Source organism: Paenibacillus enshidis (assembly GCF_042136365.1).
GTDB lineage: Bacteria > Bacillota > Bacilli > Paenibacillales > Paenibacillaceae > Paenibacillus > Paenibacillus enshidis.
The window spans coordinates 235,853-254,112 of sequence record NZ_JBHHMI010000005.1 but is presented as its reverse complement, the minus strand read 5'-3'; the positions used below and the strand labels follow the sequence as shown (position 1 = coordinate 254,112).

Here is an 18,260-nt window from a genome sequence, read left to right as displayed (position 1 = left end):
AAGAATAGTGAACTTAAACATAGACACGGGTATGATATTGCATCCTCCTCGGGTCTGGTTGGCATGGAAATCCAAGGAGCGATGGCCATATTTGCAGTGAACCTAAAACGAATATTGAAGCTGATGGAGGAATAATCCTCCTCCTATCCCATGACAGCAAGCGAAAAGACGGCACTCATTCACGTATTTCTGAATGAAATGTCGTCTTTTTGATGAATTCTCTTTTGGCCCTCAGAAAAGCTATGTTTTTCAGTGGCCTCCCTGCCGGCAAAGGTGTCTTTGTATCCCGAATACTCATCAAAAGGGCTGCTGTAAGATTCCCGCCTGCCGAGTCACCGGCGATAATAATGTTTTTAGGAGAGTATCCTTGGTCCAATAACCAGTCATAAGCTTTCATCGCATCTTCAATGGGGGCTGGGAAAGGATGTTCTGGCGCCAGACGATAATTTATGGATAATGTACGAGCTTTGGCAGCTCTCCCCAATTCGCTGGATTCTCCACGGTGTGTAGCTATACTTCCATACATAAAACCGCCGCCGTGCAAATATAGAAGAACACGGTTTTCTCTGGACTCCGGAACGATTTGCCACTCGCCTTTCATTCCATTAATATCTACTTCCTCTGTAATCAAGTCGCTTGCTACAGGAAGCAGGGCAAACATGGCTTCTATATGCTTGCGAACCTCTTCAACAGATGCTGAATAACTTGGCAGATTGTCCTTGAATAGACGATGTGCTCTGTGTAATGATGCCTTCATGAATACCTCTCCTCCTCTAATCGATTGATTCTTTTTTGAGACAAGTTTATTGTATTAAGAAAATCATCTGTTTTACATGGCACAATCATTTCATTACTTTCATTTCACTAAGAAATACTAAGTATTATGTGGATATAGATTTGAATTTAAAGGAGGAGAATAAAATGGATTCAACAGATAAACAAATCCTGTTTTATCTTCAGGAACAGGCGAGAATATCGATGACAGAGCTGGGCAAATGTGTGGGACTGTCACAACCCGCTGTTACGGAGAGAGTCAGACGCATGGAGGAAAAAAGGATTATTATGGGTTATCGTACAGTCCTTTCTCGGGAAAAAGTAGGAAAAGGCGCAGCGGCTTATATGCTTTTTCGTACCAGCAATTGCCCTGCTTTACTTGATTTCGTCCGTTCATCACCTCACGTCAAGGAATGTCACCGCATCAGTGGGGGCCACAATTTTTTATTAAAAATCGTAACAGACTCCATAAGCGCGATTGAAGATTTCGGCGTTCAGTGTGACAAATATGGCACCTATACCATTCTGATTATTATGTCATCACCTTTAGACTACGCCCCTCTCATTCATTCCCTGGAAGAAGCATGCGGCGTTGCCAGTAAGAATGAGCTGTTGGAACTCTGATCTCATGAGAAAAAACCCCTAGTTCGTTCTCCCTTGAAAGGGGTACGAGCTAAGGGGCTTTTCATTTAAAACAGGTTAGAAAACTACATCAGCTTCTTAATCTCATCCTTCAGGATTTCGGATTGGGTGCCGAAGATGACCTGCACGGCTCCGCCGCCGAGCCTCATAATACCGGAAGCGCCGAGCTGCTTGAGAGCCTGGTCGTTCACGGCTTTGTCGTTCTTGACCACAAGCCGGAGGCGGGTAATGCAGGCGTCGATGCTTTCGATATTGTTCGCTCCCCCGATCTCCGCGAGCACCTTGCTGGCTTTGGAGTCGGTGGATGCCGCTGCCACGGAGCCCGTGCGAGTATCGGCATCATAGACATCATCCTCGCGCCCAGGTGTTTTCAGGTTAAACTTGACGATGATGAAGCGGAACAGGAAGTAGTAGACGACCGCAAAAGCGAGTCCCACCGGAATCATGAGCAGCGGATTGGTCGATAGCTTCATGTTCACCAGATAATCGATCAGGCCTGCCGAGAAGGCGAAGCCCAGCTTTACATTCAGCAGGTACATGATGAGGCCGGCCACCCCGGTAAGGACGGCGTGCACTAAATACAGCAAAGGAGCAGCGAACATGAACGAGAACTCAAGCGGTTCGGTAATACCCGTTAAGAAGGAAGCCACTGCTGCGCCGATAAAGATAGAAGCGACCATCTTGCGCTTTTCAGGTCGGGCCGTATGAATTAGGGCAAGCGCTGCCGCTGGTAGAGCGAACATCATGATCGGGAAGAAGCCGGCCATGAACATGCCTGCCGTAGGGTCACCGGCAAAGAAGCGCGTCAGGTCACCATGCACAACTTCCCCGGCTGCATTCGTATAATCCCCGATCTGGAACCAGGCGATAGAGTTGAGGACATGGTGCAGACCGAGCGGGATGAGCAGGCGGTTGGCGATCATGAACACCATGGAGCCGACACCGCCAAAGCCGACAATCCAGGCCCCAAACGCGCCGATTGCGTCCTGAATCGGGCTCCAGATCATGCCGATCAGGATGGCCAACACCAGCATGGAACCGGCTGTGACCATTGGCACAAAGCGTTTGCCGGAGAAGAAGCCGAGCCAGTCGGGCAGCTTGATGTTGTGATACCTTTTATACATATAGGCTGCCAGCAAACCGGCAAATATACCGCCAAGGACGCCCATATCCAGCTTGACATCGTCAGGAATATAATCGAATACGCCCGGAACTGCGCCCAAAATCCGCGTCAGCACCATATAAGCGATCAGGGCGGAAAGCGCGGCGACGGCATCCCCCGCCAGCCCGATCGCCACCCCGACGGCGAAGATCAGGGCAAGATTGCCGAAGATCGCACCCGCCCCCTGATTCAGGAACGGAGCTACATACTGATTGAGAAATCCGCCTACCACAGGTCCGAGCGGAATATCTTTTTCATAATTCAGCAGGCCGAAGCCTTGGAGTATCCCCGCTGCAGGCAGTGTAGCCACAGGCAGCATCAGGGATCTTCCCAGTTTTTGCAGTGCTTTTAACATATTGTTCTTCCTTTCTGTTTTGGATTGTTTATCTTATTTGGGCAAGCTGACTTTCATGATGATGTTCTGGCCTGCTGCAACGCTGCCGTAACCCGGCTGTACCTCCCACTGCTGCTCTGCCGCATTCGCAACGATAACAGGGGTGATGACAGGATACCCGGCGGAAGTGATGGCATTCAGGTCAAATTCGATCAACGTCTGACCGATGGTGACCTGATCCCCGACCTGTACCCGGGGAGTAAAGCCCTGTCCCTTCAGGCTGACGGTATTGATGCCGATATGCAGCAAAAGCTGCAACCCGGAGCTATGCTCAATCATGACGGCATGATGCGATTTGATCAGGTGCACCACGGTTCCGTCGATAGGAGCGACCAGCCGACCCTCCTGTGGAATGACGGCGGCTCCTGGTCCCATCATGCCCTGTGCGAACGCTTCGTCAGGCACTTCTGCAAGACTGACACAGGTTCCGGTGAGCGGAGAGGCGACAATGATTGCCTCAGATTCTTTAGATACTTCGGGAGTCTTAGATACTCCAGATGCTGCAGATACCTCGGATGCTTCAGTTGCTTTGTTTTTCTTCCATTTCCAGATCATTGCGTGATGTCCTTCCTGTTGTTTAATTTGGCATGGGTCTGATACAGCCGGTATAGATGCATGGCGAGAAAAGCGGTTTCTTCCTCCGGTACCTCTGTGCCCAGATCCTCGGCCATCACTGCGCTTAGCTTCTTCGCCAGCCGGTATTCGGACGGATACTCTTTGCACACATACTCAGCGAAGGTTGGAGCCGTCATGGGCTGCTGATACAAGCGTTCCATGGAAAAGCGCAGATGAATCATGAGCCTTGCCTGACTAAGACTGCCTTGGGCAAAGCGGATGCCTCCTTCCTCTTCAATGATGGATTGCAGCTTGCTGATCATATTCGACACCTTGACCAGTTGTCCGACAGGGACGTGGTTGACGGAGGAGTACACATGGTACGTCAGGAAACCTGCCTCATCCTCCGGAACTTTTACGCCAAAAGCCTCTCCAATCATGGCAGCAGCTTCCGAAGCAATCTCGAATTCCTTGGGGAAGCTGAGCTTCGTCTCCTGCAGGAAAGGGTTCAGAATTTCCATGCCGTTGCGGAGCCTGTATAAGGTGAATTGAATATGACTGGGCAGGGCGAGGTAGATTTTGTCATTCAGCTTGCCGGGAAATTGCTCGGCGATCAAGCGGATAATCCGGTCGGAGATGTCAATGACCCTGGGATCCATGTCTTTCATCAGTTCCTGCGCCTGGCCCCATTCTTCCCGGTCTTCCAGCCGGAATCTTTTCTCTATCCGCGGATCATCGGCCTGAACCGTACTCTCCCCCTTGAATGCAAATCCCAGCCCTTTGCCGATAAGCACGTACTCCTTGGTATTCTGGTGTGACCGGGCCAGAACAATATTGCTGCCGACAACCCGTTCTACCTGCAGCAGCATTCTTTCACTCACGGTTCACCGCCTCCTTGCTTCTTAAAATCAAGGCTTCTATGCTTTCAGGAACGGCAAAAAGAGCCAAGAAGCGAGTGTATTCTCATGTTCGCTTCTTGGCTCATGCCCTCTGGGTTGGTAACACGCCAATTAATATATAGTACGTTCTTCCTACATCATATAGAAGCGAATCTGACACCGTCAACCCCAATTTTGTCATTCGCCTATTCGTCGTTTAAGATAAGATATGATTAATCTCACAGAAAAGGAAACCTGAACAGGAGGCGGACATGGCTTTTTACGGACAGCAGATTCTGCCGGCTGCTAAAAACATGAAGCAGTTTGAGTCGATATTGGAGAGCAGCTACAAATACGGCGTATTTCTCGATACGCATGTGGCGCAACTGCGCACCCTGTACCAGATGGCCCGGAGCAAGGAGAAAAATATGCTGCTGCATGCCGATCTGGTGCAGGGCCTGAAGAATGACGAGTATGCGGCGCAGTATCTGTGCCAGGAGATCAAACCGTTCGGCATTATTTCCACCCGCGCCAGCGTCATCACTACAGCCAAGAAAAAGGGGATTCTGGCCATTCAGCGCCTGTTTATGCTGGATACGATTGCCCTGGAAAAGAGCTACACACTGGTTGAAAAAACACAGCCGGATTTTATTGAGGTGCTGCCTGGCGTCATGCCTCATATGATTGTGGAGGTCAATGAGCGGACAGGCATCCCCATTCTTGCCGGTGGACTGATCCGCAGCGTCGAGGAAGTGGAAATGGCGCTTGCTGCCGGGGCCACGGCGGTGACCACTTCGAATAAGGGCTTGTTTGACCATTATCGTCTGTGAAAAAAATCATGTTGACACCGCTTTCATGTTACGATATGATCAACTCAAGTTAATACACCGTGACGGAGACGAGGAGAGCCACACAGACATCACATGCTGCAGCATGTGGGGCGTTTTGTGACGGCTCTCCTCTTTTTTGTGCGGTTGAAAATTTGCATGAAGTTTACATGAAGTCAGTCAGGGAAAATGAAGGAGGTAAATGATTATGACGCCATTTTTTGCTGAATTTATCGGCACCATGATTCTGATTACCCTTGGCGCGGGCGTTTGCGCCGGGGTTACGCTGAACAAATCGCTCGCGCAGAACTCCGGCTGGATCGTCATCGGATTGGGCTGGGGGCTGGCGGTGGCGTTTGCGGTTTATGCGGTTGGCGGCATTAGCGGAGCGCATCTGAACCCGGCGGTTACGCTGGCGCTGGCATTCCAGGGGACATTTCCGTGGGCCGAGGTGCCAGGTTACATTATTGCCCAGTTGCTGGGAGCTATGGTGGGTGCAACACTGGTATATCTGCATTATCTGCCACATTGGAAGGCTACGGATGACCCGGGCGCGAAGCTTGGCGTATTTGCCACGGGGCCGGCGATCGATCATCCGTTTTCGAATGTGCTCAGCGAGATGATCGGGACGTTCATTTTTGTGCTCGCTATGCAGGCCATGGGGGCCAATGCTTTTACAGAAGGGCTGAACCCGCTGATCGTCGGCTTTTTGGTCGTCAGCATCGGTTTGTCCCTGGGCGGAACGACAGGTTATGCCATCAACCCGGCCCGGGATTTCGGACCGCGTCTTGCCCACTTTCTGCTGCCGATTGCGGGCAAAGGAAGCTCCAATTGGAAATATGCGTGGGTTCCGATTGTCGGCCCGCTGCTTGGCGGTTCGTTCGGTGGACTCTTTTACAGTGCTGTGTTTAAAGGCGTCTTGACGACTGCATTCTGGGTGGTGCTCGTACTGATCGTTGTTGTTCTCGTGATTGCCCTGCAGGCCGGGCGTAAGCGCACAGTCAACGCCGCAGGCAAGTCGGTGGCTTGACTACCATTAATATTAACCACACAGGAGGGCATACTCATGGAAAAATACATTCTGTCGCTGGATCAGGGAACGACCAGTTCACGGGCTATTTTATTTAACCGTGATGGTGAAATTGTATATACGGCACAGCAGGAGTTTCCGCAATATTTTCCCCATCCGGGCTGGGTGGAGCAGAACGCTAATGAAATCTGGAGCTCCATTCTCGCGGTCATCGCTTCCTGTCTGTCGGAGTCGGGAGTTAAAGCTTCACAGATTGCCGGCATCGGCATTACCAACCAGCGCGAAACGGTTGTCGTATGGGATAAAGAAACCGGTCTTCCGGTGTATAACGTAATCGTCTGGCAGTCCCGCCAGACCGCACAAATCTGTGAAGAGCTGAAAAATCAGGGGCTGAACGATATGTTCCGCCGTAAAACCGGGCTGCTGATCGACCCTTACTTCTCCGGCACGAAGGTGAAATGGATTCTGGATCATGTGGAAGGCGCGCGCGAGAAGGCTGAACGCGGCGAGCTACTGTTCGGAACGATTGATACCTGGCTCATCTGGAAGCTCTCCGGCGGCAAGGCGCATGTCACGGATTACTCCAATGCCGCCAGAACGCTGATGTACAACATTCATGAGCTGAAATGGGATGAAGAGCTGCTGGATATTCTGGGTGTGCCGCAAAGCATGCTTCCTCAGGTCCGCCCTTCTTCCGAGGTGTACGCTCACACCGTCGATTATCATTTCTTCGGGGAGAATGTGCCGATCGCCGGAGCGGCCGGCGACCAGCAGGCAGCGCTGTTCGGGCAGGCCTGTTATGACAAAGGCATGGCCAAGAACACGTATGGCACAGGCTGCTTTATGCTGATGAACACAGGGGATCAGCCGGTCGAATCCGAGCACGGGCTGATTACGACAATCGCCTGGGGACTGGAAGAGGGCAAGGTGCAGTATGCGCTGGAAGGCAGCATTTTTGTGGCCGGCTCGGCCATTCAGTGGCTGCGCGACGGATTGCGCATGTTCAAGGAAGCGAAGGATAGCGAAGCCTACGCTGCCCGTGTAGAGTCGACCGATGGCGTGTACCTGGTACCAGCCTTCGTAGGGCTGGGCAGCCCATATTGGGACAGCGATGTACGGGGAGCCATGTTCGGATTGACACGCGGTACGACCAAGGAGCATTTTATCCGGGCCACGCTGGAAGCGTTGGCCTATCAGACCCGGGATGTGCTGGCAGCTATGGAGAGTGACTCGGGGATCAAGATGAAGACACTGAAGGTGGACGGCGGCGCGGTGCTGAACGACTTCCTGATGCAGTTCCAGAGTGATATTCTCGGTTCTGTCGTAGAACGGCCTGCGGTTCACGAGACGACAGCGCTGGGAGCGGCTTCGCTTGCGGGTCTGGCTGTGGGCTTCTGGAAGGACATTGATGAGCTGCGTGCTCATATGACGGTGGAGCGCTCTTTTGAGCCGGAAATGGCTGAAGATACCCGGGAAGGTCTGTATGCAGGCTGGAAGAAGGCGGTTCATGCCGCTATGGCCTTCAAATAAAAGAACGGTTATGCGGCGGATTTGGCATTTATTTTTCACCAGCAGTATGGTACGATAGAGCCAAGTTAATATCCTTGTCAGGAGATTGGGAGAGACCACGATGCACCCGGCATTTGCTGCTGCGGTGAAGTTCGTGGTCTCTTTTTTTTCGGACTATGGCCTGCTGGAAACGGCAGTTATCAATAAAAAACGGAGGGAAACGACATGACTACAGTTCAATTTGCGGGGAACGAACGGGCCAAGCTGCTGCGGCGGATGGCTGGAGAGCATTTCGACGTGCTGGTGATCGGCGGCGGCATTACAGGCGCGGGCATCGCGCTTGATGCAACTACGCGGGGCATGAAGGTGGCGCTGGTGGAAATGCAGGATTTTGCGGCAGGCACCTCCAGCCGCTCCACGAAGCTTGTCCACGGCGGCCTGCGTTATCTGAAGCAGTTTGAAGTCGGGATGGTGGCCGAGGTTGGCAAAGAGCGGGCGATCGTGTACGAGAACGGCCCGCATGTCACCACGCCGGAGCGCATGCTGCTGCCGATGCACAAAGGGGGAACCTTCGGCAAGTTCACGACCTCCATCGGGCTGCAGGTATACGACCGGCTAGCCGGTGTGAAGCACAGCGAGCGGCGGCGCATGCATGATGCGCAGGAGACGCTCGCCAAGGAGCCGCTGTTGAAGCGCGAAGGCTTGAAGGGTGGCGGAACCTACGTGGAATACCGGACGGATGATGCGCGGATGACGATCGAGGTTATGAAGAAGGCGGTCTCCTCCGGCGTCTTGGCCGTCAACTATGCCAAGGTCACCAAATTGCTCTATGAGAACGACCGCGTAGTCGGGGCGCAAGTAACGGACCGCGCATCGGGTGAAGGCTATGATGTTCGCGCAACGCTGGTCATTAACGCAGCCGGGCCATGGGTGGACACGTTGCGTGAGATGGACGGGTCCAAGAAAGGCAAGGTATTGCAATTGACCAAGGGTGTGCATCTGGTCTTCGACCAGCAGCGCTTTCCGCTGCGCCAGGCGATTTATTTCGATACACCGGATGGTCGGATGGTGTTCGCGATCCCGCGGGACGGCAAAACCTATGTCGGAACGACGGATACGGTATATAAAGCCGATACAGCACATCCGCGCATGACGGCGGCAGACCGGACTTATATTATTAATGCGATTAATTATATGTTCCCGGACGTAAAAATCACTGTAGAAGATGTAGAGTCCAGCTGGGCAGGGGTACGCCCGCTGATTTATGAAGAAGGCAAGGACCCGTCGGAAATTTCGCGCAAGGATGAAATTTGGGAGTCAGCCTCCGGGCTGGTCACCATTGCAGGGGGTAAGCTGACCGGCTACCGCAAAATGGCCGAAATGGTCGTGGACCGGGCAGTAGAGCTGCTTAAGGAACGTACGGGCACTTCTTATGGTGGTGCAGTGACCAGAGATCTGACCATGTCCGGTGGCGATGTGGGCGGCTCCAAGGGCTTTGAGGCCTTCGTGCGCTCAGCCGCTGATAAAGGCGTCTCCTACGGCGTGCCGCGTCAGCTCGCGGAAGCCTGGGCCAAGCGGTATGGCTCGAACGCCGAGCGGCTGTTCGCCATCGCCGTTCGCCCGCAGGAGAGCCAGGCCGAGCAGTCGCTGCCAGACGAGGTGAGAGTTCCGCTACTGTATGCTATGGAAGAGGAGATGGCGGTCATGCCGGCCGATTTCTTCATCCGCCGTACCGGCGCTCTCTTCTTCAACATCGCCTGGGTGAAGCGGTGGAAGACACAGGCGATTGCCCTCATGGCCGAGCGGGCAGGCTGGAGTGTGGAGCAGCGTGAGCGGTACACGGAGGAACTGGAAACAGAGCTGCATTATGCCGTGGTGCCTGAGGATGAGAAGAGTGTTGTAACCGTTGGATAAGGGGATAAACGTACAAAAAGGGAGACCGTCATCACATACGGACTCCCTTTTTCTGTTTTATGCTGTCAGTGCAGCAGCAGTCCCACCAATAATGGCGCGCTTGCCAGTGTAAACACGGCGGCCAGCACCATAGAGATGCTCGAAATCGTGCCGGTCAGCGAGCTCAGCTCGAATGCCTTCGAGGTGCCGGTGCCGTGAGCTGCTGTACCGAACAGAACGCCGCGCGCAATCTCATTTTCAAAGCGGAACAGACGCATCGTAAGCGGCCCGACAAACAGCCCGCTCAGTCCGGTCAGGATGACAAAAACGGCTGTAATGGTCGGATTGCCGCCGATCGTCTGCGAGATGTTCATCGCAATCGGCGTGGTGATCGAGCGGGGAATGATACTGTTCATGAGCGATTCATCCAGATGCAGCCAGCGGGCCAGCAGCAGCGAGGACACGACGGAGATCAGGGAGCCGCTCAGCACGCTGGCCACAATTTCGCCGGAATGCTTCTTGAGCACAGGATAATAGCGGTGCAGCGGCACAGCGAAAGCGACCGTGGCTGGCTGCAGCAGCAGGGAAAGCCAATGCCCGCCTTCGTTGTATGTGCTGTAAGATACACCAGACAGCATGAGGATAAGAATAATAACGACAGGTGTAATCAGCAGCGGGGACAGATATACTTTGGGCAGCTTGCGGTACATTCTTTTGGCCAGCACATAGATGGCGACAGTCAGGATGAGACAGAGAAGTCCGGTCATGATGCTTTTCGCTCCTTTCCTTTGGTCATGATCGTAGCCACGAGGCCGGTAACGGCCATGACGATAAACGTGCCGAGCAGCACAACCAGCAGAATGATCATGCCGTTATGTTCAAGCATTGGTCCGTAATCCATAACCCCCACCGCCGACGGAATGAAGAACAGCAGCAGTTCGGCCAGCAGCCAGTTGGCTCCGGCCTCAATCCAGCTTAAGCGGACCACGCCGGTCTGCAGCAGTATGAACAGGATCGCCATGCCGATGATGCTGCCTGGCACAGGCCAGTGCAGCCAGTTTACCAGTGTGTTGAGCGCGGCTGATAAAGCGAGCAGCAGAGCTATTTGAATAACGCTGCGAATCACGGTTTTCATGAACCATCGCTCCTTTTTTTGTAATGGATTGACATGCTTTTTCATATTGTATTGAAATTTTACAACAGATGTTTTCATGGGTAAAATGCATATTAAGAATGTTTTGTATTCCATTTGGTTATAGAAGTTTGCTGAAAGGGGGATGTCATGGATATCCGGCATTTGCAGTATTTTCTGGAGGTGGCGCGTCAGCGGAGCTTCACCAAAGCGGCCCAGTCCCTGTTCATCACCCAGCCGACGATTAGCAAGACGATCAAGGGGCTTGAGGATGAGCTTGGTGTTGTGCTGCTGGACAGGATTGGAAAAAGAATCGAACTGACGGATGCGGGACGCGTGATCGAAACGCAGGCGCAAAATATTGTGAAGTCCTTTCAGAATCTTTCCTCAGAGCTGGGAGACTTGATGGATTTGCGGAAGGGTCATATTCGGATCGGTCTGCCGCCGATGGTGGGCTCCAGTTTTTTCCCAATGGTTATCGGCGAGTTTCATAAAGAATATCCGGAGGTCACGCTGCAGTTATTTGAGGATGGGGCGAAGAAGGTGGAGATTGATGTGGCCTCGGGCGCTTTGGATATCGGGGTCGTGGTGCTGCCAACCGGGTCGGATATATTCGATTCCTTTTCATTTGTGAAGGAAAAGCTGAATCTGCTCGTGCATCCCGAGCATCCGTTGGCGGGCAGAACCCGGGTGGCGCTGAGTGAGCTTGCGGAGGATGCCTTTATTCTTTTCCAGGAAAATTTTGCGCTGCATGACCGTATTATTGAGGAATGTGTGCGGGCCGGCTTTCAACCGCGGGTCGTGTACGAGAGCTCGCAGTGGGATTTAATATCGGAGATGGTAGCCGCCAAGCTTGGCATCGCGCTGCTGCCGGAAACGATCTGCCGCGACATGGACCCGAGGAGAGTCAAAGTCATTCCGCTCACCGACCCCGTGATTCCCTGGCATCTGGCGATGATCTGGCGCAAGGACCGCTATCTGTCGTTTGCGGCGCGCGAGTGGATTTCCTTTACCCAGTCCATGCTCCGGAAGAGCAGCCAGGAGAGCGGCGAATAATGAAGAGCAAGGGGGAGAGCGGCGAAAAAAAACCGCTGTCTCCCGGACAACGGCTTTCATTAAGTTTAATTCAATGGCTGGCGGAAGGCTGCAAGCTTGGCACGGTTGTATACATCCAGAATCCGATCCACCTTAAGTGACTTGTCCAACACACGATTGTCTTTGAGTCCATGCTGATTTGCCATCCGGTTAAGTTCCTGCCGTTCTTTCTCCAACAATTGCTCCAGTTCTTTGAGGTTCACAAGGCACCTCCCCATAAGATGTCATGCTTTTACACTGCTGTTTGATAAAAACATGTACATTATGCTTATCGGCATTTTGTCATCAATTTATAATATTTTACCATAACTTATATCATTTATTTCAATTTCTTTTTAATAGAGATGCTCGGCTGATTCATTCAGATCACTTACGTTATGCCCGCAGGCATGGTAAAGTGAAAAGATAAAGACCGGGACGGGTGACCTTATGAAGACAAGAGCGACGGTTCACATTTCAGTAAGGCCGCTGGTTGAATATGTGTATCGCAGCGGCAGTATTATACCCGGATTTCGATCCGCAGGCAGCATGCAGGAAGGGACAAGGGTGCATCAAAGCGTTCAGGCGCAATATAAAGAGACGGACAGGAAGGAAGTGCTGCTGAAAGCAGAGCTTGTTCACGAGGATATTCTCTTCCTGGTAGAAGGGCGCTGCGACGGGCTCATCGAGCTGGATGGTGTCCTGACGGTTGATGAAATCAAGTCCTTCACAGGCGCCGCCGGAGAGCAGGAAGAAGACGGACTGCCTGTGCACTGGGCTCAGGCTATGCTGTACGCTTATATGATTGCGAAAGATGAAGGTTTGCCTTCCATGCAGGTCCAGTTGACCTACGTCCAGCAGGAGAGCGGGGAGACCAGGCGCTTCCGGCGGCAGCTTTCGCTGGCGGAGCTGGAGGGTTTCGTCCGCTCTCTGCTTGAAGCATATGCTCCTTATGCGCGTCTCCTGGCAGATCACAGGGAGCGCAGGGATGACAGCATCCGTACGCTGGAATTCCCCTTTGAGCAGTACAGGGCAGGACAGCGCAAGCTGGCAGGTGCGGTGTATAAAACGATCGCCGAAGGCGTAAATCTGTTCGCGAAGGCGCCGACCGGGATCGGCAAGACGATATCCACCCTGTATCCGGCATTGAAGTCGATGACGGGAGAAGGGATGCAGCGCATTTTTTACCTGACTGCTCGTACCACCACCCGCGCCGGGGCGGAGGAGGCCTTTGCCCGGATGCGGCGTCACGGTCTGCATATTCATGCCATTACCCTGACAGCCAAAGACAAGATTTGCTTCAAGGAAGAGAATCGGTGTGATGCCGGGGAATGCGCGATGTGTGATGGATATTACGACAGGATTAACGGAGCGGTAATAGATATTCTGGGGAATGAGACGATCATGACCCGTCCGGTCATTGAGGCTTACGCCCGCAAGCACAGCGTGTGCCCGTTCGAGTTTTCCCTGGATGTGGCGTATGTCTCTGACGCTGTGATTTGCGATTACAATTATGTGTTCGATCCCCGGATCGCTCTGAAACGTCAGCTGGAGGAGAATAAACGGAAGAGTGTGCTTCTGGTGGACGAGGCGCATAATCTGGTTGAGCGCGGTCGTGACATGTATTCGGCGGAGATCGGCAAAGACGCTTTCCTGGATCTGAAGAGTGTATTCAAGACGGTGAATCCGGGGGTTGCCGCCGCGGCTGGCACAATAAACACTTATTTCATTAATTTGCGCAAAGCTTTGCAGGAATCCGGTTATGAAGTCTCCGAGGAGCAGCCTCATGAGCTTATCGAGCTGCTTGCTTCCTTTGCGGGGGTAGCTGAGCGAGAGCTGCTTGAGCCCGCAGGAGAGGATGCCGAGGCGCAGTCATTGCTGCTGGACACCTACTTTGCCGCACAAAATATGATCCGGATCTCGGACTTGTACGATGAACGTTATGTCACCTATTCGGCGGACACGCGCGAGGACCTGATCACACGGCTGTTCTGTCTGGATCCTTCCGCTCTGATCGCTTCCGCCGTGAAAGGTTACAGGTCAGCCGTCTACTTCTCAGCCACGCTGACCCCGCTCTCTTACTACCGGGATATGCTGGGAGCGGGAGCAGACGACTATACGCTGCATGTCCCGTCCCCGTTTTATCCGGAGCAGTGGGATGTCCGTCTTCTGCCGCTCTCGATACGCTACCGGGACCGCGAGCGTTCCAGAGGGCCGATTGCCGACATGCTGGAGACGCTCGCGGCGGAGAAGAAAGGCAACCTGCTCGTCTTTTTCCCGTCCTACCCTTATTTAAGAGAGGTGGCGGAAGAGTTTATGAGCCGGGATACGGACGCAGAGATTCTGGTGCAGAGCCCGGGGATGCGGGAAGAGGAGCGCGATGCTTTTCTGGCTGCGTTCCAGCCTGGCGCGGAGAAGATGCGGATGGGTTTTGCGGTGCTGGGTGGAGTGTTTGCCGAAGGCGTCGATCTGCCCGGAGACCGGCTGAGCGGTGTGGTCATTGTTGGAGTAGGGTTGCCGCAGATCGGCGCGGAGCGCGATATTCTCCGCAGTTATTTCGAGCGTGCAGGCAAGAACGGATTTAATTATGCCTATGTATATCCTGGTATGAACAAAGTGCTGCAGGCCGGAGGACGCCTGATCCGAACGGAAACGGATAAAGGGGTGCTCGTGCTGGTGGATGACCGGTTTGTGAAGGAGCCTTATGCCTCACTTCTGCCGGAGGAGTGGAGACATTATCGATTTTTGGGCAAAGGAGTGAGAAGGATACAGGATGAATTTTAATTTTCATAACGACTCTATTCGCGGAATTCTCCGCAACCCGGGACATGAAGAAGCGGATATATCGGATATTGAGACTTTTCTGGCTTTCGCCAGATTGGCAAACGGGATATTCCGTGAAATGAACAGCGACCTGGCCAAGCGGGGGGCCTCTCAAGGCAGGGTCATCGTACTGAGCCTCCTGTCCCGGAGTACTCCTCACGATATGACACCTTCGGAGCTGGCACTGCTGGCCGATGTCACGCGCGGAACGATGACAGGGTTGATTGACGGGCTTGAGCGGGACGGATTGATTGAACGGGTGGCGCACAAAGGCGACCGGAGAATGGTCACGGTACGGCTGAAAGAGGACGGACAGGCTTTTCTGGATGATATTCTTCCTTACTATAAGAATCTGATTAAGACGCTGCTGTCCGATTTTACGGAGGAGGATCATGAGATGATGAGGCGGCTTCTCGTGAAGATGAAGGGCAGCTTTGAACGGATATGGCAGGCTTCCGAGTGTGGAGGAGCGGTCAAGGGAGAGCCGCCGGAGAAATAGCCTGCTGCTTTTTATTCTCATATACGGTAAAGAGAAAGGAGACGGCGTTGTATACTCCGTCTTTTTACTTGTGCAATGATGTATAGATCAAATGGTTATTAATACCATTATTTACCTGTTTATTTCCGGCTTATGGAGTATGATGAGTGCAGACTGAATTGAACGAGGTGCTCAGTAATGCTTATCGTTTAAGAGCCCGGAAGGAAACTCCAAGTATGTCCTGAAGGTGAGAGCGTTGGAATAGGAAAGAAGTATCGGGGAACCCAGCCAAGACCTTGGTTTACCTGAAGCTTGGTTGGGCTCCTGGCAGTCACGACAGTTAGAAATAAGGTTTTAAACACGGATGCGAGGGTTATTTCTGTTCAGCATTCTTTCGGTTGGGTCTTCCTCTTCGGAAGCCTGCTTTGTCCGGCCTTCCGATCCCGGAGGAAGCAGTTGGATTACACGGCCTGCCGGGATCGGCTTCAACGGTGCCTGCGGCACGGTCCAGCCATCCGCGCGCTTCTCTGCCGCACGTTGCCGCATGAGGCGCTTGGCAACTTCGTAGCACTCGTCAACATGCCGGTTGCCGATCATGCGCATGGCCGTGAAGCCGAGCGCGGCGGCCAGCCCCTGGCCCAGGATGGGCACAAGCTTGGCGGCATGTCTGGTGGCGATACGAAGACCCAGCTTCTGAAGCAGATGCAAAATGATCTCCTTCGTTACGACACGTCCGATCAGGCTGCTTCCTACAGAGGTGATCAATCCGTACACCATGGATTTGGTTTCCGCATCCAGGCCGGACAGGTCCCTTTCGGACAGGCCGAATTTGGCATTAATGGCCGGCAGCAGCTGCATCAGAATGCCTACATCTGCGAAGACATCCGCGCCGGGAAGGGGAATCAGAGCCGTCCCGCCTGAAGCGATGGCCCGTTTCGTTACCATGGATCTGCATTCCTGCCGGATGCGGTCGAGATCTTCAACCGTATGCAATGTCATCTTCATTCCCCTTTCAAGGCCCTGAGGACCTTTTTTATTAAGATAACTTGCAGCCCTGATCCTTTCGGATTTCTGCAAAAGCTCAGGTTTTCGAGCAGACCGTGTGTCCGCCGGAAATCTAACGGGTGTAGAAGCTGCTATTTCGCGAAAAAAAGGCCTTTTCAAATTCTAACGGTCGCGATTGACGTTATTTTCCTTAATCAAGGCGAAAATGCCCTGGGCAAGTGAAATAGGCGCCATGGCAACCGCTATAATTTGAAATCAACGTTTTTGGAACCAATAGCGGTTGCGGCAACCGTTAGAGGCAGCTGTTAGAACAGTTTGGTGGTCAGAAGATGCGATAGATGGTAATACTACATAAATATTTAAAAGAAGCTAAACCTATGTGCCGAAAAGTGATGGTTTATAAGAAAAAAGTCTATCGACGTAATTCACAGAAAGCCAGACCGCGTTTTCCAACGGGTTCGAGTTTACTGTAAACGACGGATGCTTCATAATTAGGGCTGGCTTGTATATTTGCGCGAGGAAGGAAGAGAATGACATATGACGCTGAAAAACGTATATTTCAACCATGACGGAGGCGTGGACGATCTCGTTTCGCTGTTTATGCTGCTGCAAATGGAGGACGTGCGCCTTACAGGAGTGTCCGTCATTCCGGCAGACGGTTATCTGGAGCCGGCCACGGACGCCAGCCGTAAAATCATTGATCGCTTCGGGGACGGGACCGTTGAAGTGGCCAAATCCAACTCCCGCGGTAAAAACCCTTTCCCGGCCGCATGGCGCATTCATTCGTTCTATGTTGACGCCCTGCCGATCCTGAATGAGTCGGGTCGCATGGACGCCCCGCTGTCCGCGCTCCCTGCCCACCGTCATCTGATTGAAAAGGTACGTGAGGCGGAAGGGAAAACTGTACTGCTCTTTACCGGACCGCTGACCGACCTGGCCCGTGCCCTGGACGAGGCCCCTGATATCGAGGGCAAAATCGAGAAGCTCGTCTGGATGGGGGGCACCTTCGAAAAGGGGAACGTTGAGGAGCCGGAGCATGACGGTACGGCAGAATGGAATGTGTTTTGGGATCCGGAAGCTGCGCTGCGTGTGTGGCAGAGCGGTCTCGAAATCGATCTGGTCGCACTGGAGAGCACGAACAAGGTGCCGCTCACTCCGGCTGTGCGCAGACGCTGGGCGTCCGAACGCCGCTATGAGGGCGTTGATTTCCTCGGCAACTGCTACGCAGGCTGCCCGCCGCTCGTCTACAGTGAAACCAATTCCACCTATTATCTGTGGGATGTGCTGACGACAGCTTCGGTTGGCCGTCCGGACCTGGTTAGAAAGAAAACGGTCACCTGCACGGTAATCCCTGATGGGCCAAGTCAGGGCAGAACGGTCGCTATTCCCGATGGCCGTCCGGTTCAACTGGTCTACGATACCGAGCCTGAGGCTTTTTTTGACTATATGACAGGACTTGCTCAAAAAGCCGCTCCACAGCGATATTAGTTTCACCCAAGCGATAGGGGAGCAATGCCCGGCAGCTCCTTTTGTCACGGGGTGTATGACCAAAATAGGACTATATTCACCAATTTTCGACACATTGTTCGTCTTTCGCGCATGAACAATTACATTTGTAGTGCTGCGGGTTGCCATTTCACGAAAGTTTATGTATAATTCAAGAAGCTGGTGTGTTGAATGTACGGTAGTCCTTGATGAGGGTGGGTTCATGAAGCTGCTGGACAGTAATGAGAGTAAGAAACGTTTATACCGGATTTACAATGATATTTCCAAGGATTTGTTTGGATTCGGTACTACGCTTTTGCGGGCTACCGTTGAAGACAACCTGATTACCCTCGTTGCGAAGCATCGGCGTTCTCCGCGGTCTGTAGCCTTGGAAGGGGAAGCCCCCGGCTTGAAGCTGGAAGTGGATTTCCGTATGTCCTTGCTCTATAAGAAGAGACTTCGCGAGAAGCTGGAACAAGAATTGGGGCTTGATATTGAGGTTCTACTCCGTGATTATGATACCGGGACCCAGTGGGCTGTGACCAATATCATGCTCAAGCCATCCTGAATAACTTCATATGTCGGCTTTTCGCCTCGGA

Annotated in this window: 18 protein-coding genes; 10 read left to right on the top strand and 8 right to left on the bottom strand. The window is 52.9% G+C overall.

The window, feature by feature from the left end:
- Positions 1–175: 175 nt before the first annotated feature.
- On the bottom strand, positions 176–757 hold the full coding sequence (locus tag ACE41H_RS08760; protein ID WP_375354788.1) for an alpha/beta hydrolase fold domain-containing protein: 582 nt from the start codon (positions 755–757) through the stop codon (positions 176–178).
- Between the two features lie 164 nt (positions 758–921).
- Here ACE41H_RS08760 and ACE41H_RS08755 point away from each other — a divergent pair, with 164 nt between their 5' ends.
- Positions 922–1,398, top strand: coding sequence for an Lrp/AsnC family transcriptional regulator (locus tag ACE41H_RS08755; RefSeq protein ID WP_375354787.1), 477 nt, complete (start codon positions 922–924; stop codon positions 1,396–1,398).
- 83 nt (positions 1,399–1,481) lie between these two features.
- On the opposite strand, the gene ACE41H_RS08750 is transcribed toward ACE41H_RS08755, so the two are convergent.
- Genes ACE41H_RS08750 through ACE41H_RS08740 form a run of 3 tightly spaced genes read right to left on the bottom strand, consistent with a single transcriptional unit; the run spans position 1,482 to position 4,408 of the window.
- Positions 1,482–2,933 (bottom strand): PTS transporter subunit EIIC, encoded by a 1,452-nt coding sequence (locus ACE41H_RS08750; RefSeq protein ID WP_375354785.1) that lies wholly within the window; start codon positions 2,931–2,933, stop codon positions 1,482–1,484.
- Positions 2,934–2,966: 33 nt separating this feature from the next.
- Positions 2,967–3,527 carry a PTS sugar transporter subunit IIA gene (locus ACE41H_RS08745; RefSeq protein WP_375354783.1) on the bottom strand — a complete coding sequence of 187 codons (561 nt, stop codon included), beginning with the start codon at positions 3,525–3,527 and terminating at the stop codon, positions 2,967–2,969.
- On the bottom strand, positions 3,524–4,408 hold the full coding sequence (locus ACE41H_RS08740; RefSeq protein ID WP_375354780.1) for a PRD domain-containing protein: 885 nt from the start codon (positions 4,406–4,408) through the stop codon (positions 3,524–3,526). The genes ACE41H_RS08745 and ACE41H_RS08740 overlap by 4 nt, the downstream gene beginning before the upstream one ends.
- A gap of 269 nt (positions 4,409–4,677) precedes the next feature.
- On the opposite strand from ACE41H_RS08740, the gene ACE41H_RS08735 reads away from it, so the two are divergent.
- The 4 genes from ACE41H_RS08735 to ACE41H_RS08720 all read left to right on the top strand — a co-directional run bounded on the left by ACE41H_RS08735 (position 4,678) and on the right by ACE41H_RS08720 (position 9,685).
- Complete coding sequence (locus tag ACE41H_RS08735) at positions 4,678–5,235, top strand: glycerol-3-phosphate responsive antiterminator (RefSeq protein WP_375354778.1); 558 nt, start codon at positions 4,678–4,680, stop codon at positions 5,233–5,235.
- Between the two features lie 205 nt (positions 5,236–5,440).
- Complete coding sequence (locus ACE41H_RS08730; RefSeq protein WP_375354777.1) at positions 5,441–6,262, top strand: MIP/aquaporin family protein; 822 nt, start codon at positions 5,441–5,443, stop codon at positions 6,260–6,262.
- A 36-nt stretch (positions 6,263–6,298) separates the two neighbouring features.
- Positions 6,299–7,792 carry a glycerol kinase GlpK gene (gene glpK / locus ACE41H_RS08725; protein ID WP_375354775.1) on the top strand — a complete coding sequence of 498 codons (1,494 nt, stop codon included), beginning with the start codon at positions 6,299–6,301 and terminating at the stop codon, positions 7,790–7,792.
- A 204-nt stretch (positions 7,793–7,996) separates the two neighbouring features.
- Positions 7,997–9,685 (top strand): glycerol-3-phosphate dehydrogenase/oxidase, encoded by a 1,689-nt coding sequence (locus ACE41H_RS08720; RefSeq protein WP_375354773.1) that lies wholly within the window; start codon positions 7,997–7,999, stop codon positions 9,683–9,685.
- Between the two features lie 65 nt (positions 9,686–9,750).
- On the opposite strand, the gene ACE41H_RS08715 is transcribed toward ACE41H_RS08720, so the two are convergent.
- Both ACE41H_RS08715 and ACE41H_RS08710 read right to left on the bottom strand, forming a co-directional pair.
- Positions 9,751–10,431, bottom strand: coding sequence for an LrgB family protein (locus ACE41H_RS08715; RefSeq protein WP_375354772.1), 681 nt, complete (start codon positions 10,429–10,431; stop codon positions 9,751–9,753).
- Positions 10,428–10,799, bottom strand: coding sequence for a CidA/LrgA family protein (locus ACE41H_RS08710; RefSeq protein WP_375354770.1), 372 nt, complete (start codon positions 10,797–10,799; stop codon positions 10,428–10,430). Before ACE41H_RS08710 ends, ACE41H_RS08715 begins: the two co-directional genes overlap by 4 nt.
- A 147-nt stretch (positions 10,800–10,946) precedes the next feature.
- On the opposite strand from ACE41H_RS08710, the gene cidR reads away from it, so the two are divergent.
- A complete protein-coding gene (cidR, locus tag ACE41H_RS08705) occupies positions 10,947–11,852 on the top strand; it encodes a cidABC operon transcriptional activator CidR (protein ID WP_375354769.1) in 906 nt (301 codons plus the stop codon).
- A 65-nt stretch (positions 11,853–11,917) separates the two neighbouring features.
- Here the strand turns inward: cidR and ACE41H_RS08700 are convergent, their stop codons facing one another.
- Positions 11,918–12,094, bottom strand: a complete 177-nt coding sequence (locus ACE41H_RS08700) for a Spo0E family sporulation regulatory protein-aspartic acid phosphatase (protein WP_375354768.1) — start codon at positions 12,092–12,094, stop codon at positions 11,918–11,920.
- 226 nt (positions 12,095–12,320) lie between these two features.
- On the opposite strand from ACE41H_RS08700, the gene ACE41H_RS08695 reads away from it, so the two are divergent.
- Positions 12,321–14,654: a helicase C-terminal domain-containing protein gene (locus tag ACE41H_RS08695; RefSeq protein ID WP_375354767.1), complete on the top strand. Its 2,334-nt coding sequence runs from the start codon at positions 12,321–12,323 to the stop codon at positions 14,652–14,654.
- On the top strand, positions 14,644–15,192 hold the full coding sequence (locus ACE41H_RS08690; RefSeq protein ID WP_375354766.1) for a MarR family winged helix-turn-helix transcriptional regulator: 549 nt from the start codon (positions 14,644–14,646) through the stop codon (positions 15,190–15,192). The genes ACE41H_RS08695 and ACE41H_RS08690 overlap by 11 nt, the downstream gene beginning before the upstream one ends.
- Positions 15,193–15,525: 333 nt before the next feature.
- Here ACE41H_RS08690 and ACE41H_RS08685 read toward each other — a convergent pair whose 3' ends face one another.
- Positions 15,526–16,170 carry a hypothetical protein gene (locus ACE41H_RS08685; protein WP_375354765.1) on the bottom strand — a complete coding sequence of 215 codons (645 nt, stop codon included), beginning with the start codon at positions 16,168–16,170 and terminating at the stop codon, positions 15,526–15,528.
- A 543-nt stretch (positions 16,171–16,713) separates the two neighbouring features.
- Here ACE41H_RS08685 and ACE41H_RS08680 point away from each other — a divergent pair.
- Complete coding sequence (locus ACE41H_RS08680; protein ID WP_375354764.1) at positions 16,714–17,664, top strand: nucleoside hydrolase; 951 nt, start codon at positions 16,714–16,716, stop codon at positions 17,662–17,664.
- A gap of 220 nt (positions 17,665–17,884) precedes the next feature.
- Positions 17,885–18,229, top strand: a complete 345-nt coding sequence (locus ACE41H_RS08675) for a DUF2294 domain-containing protein (protein WP_375354763.1) — start codon at positions 17,885–17,887, stop codon at positions 18,227–18,229.
- Positions 18,230–18,260 lie beyond the last annotated feature (31 nt).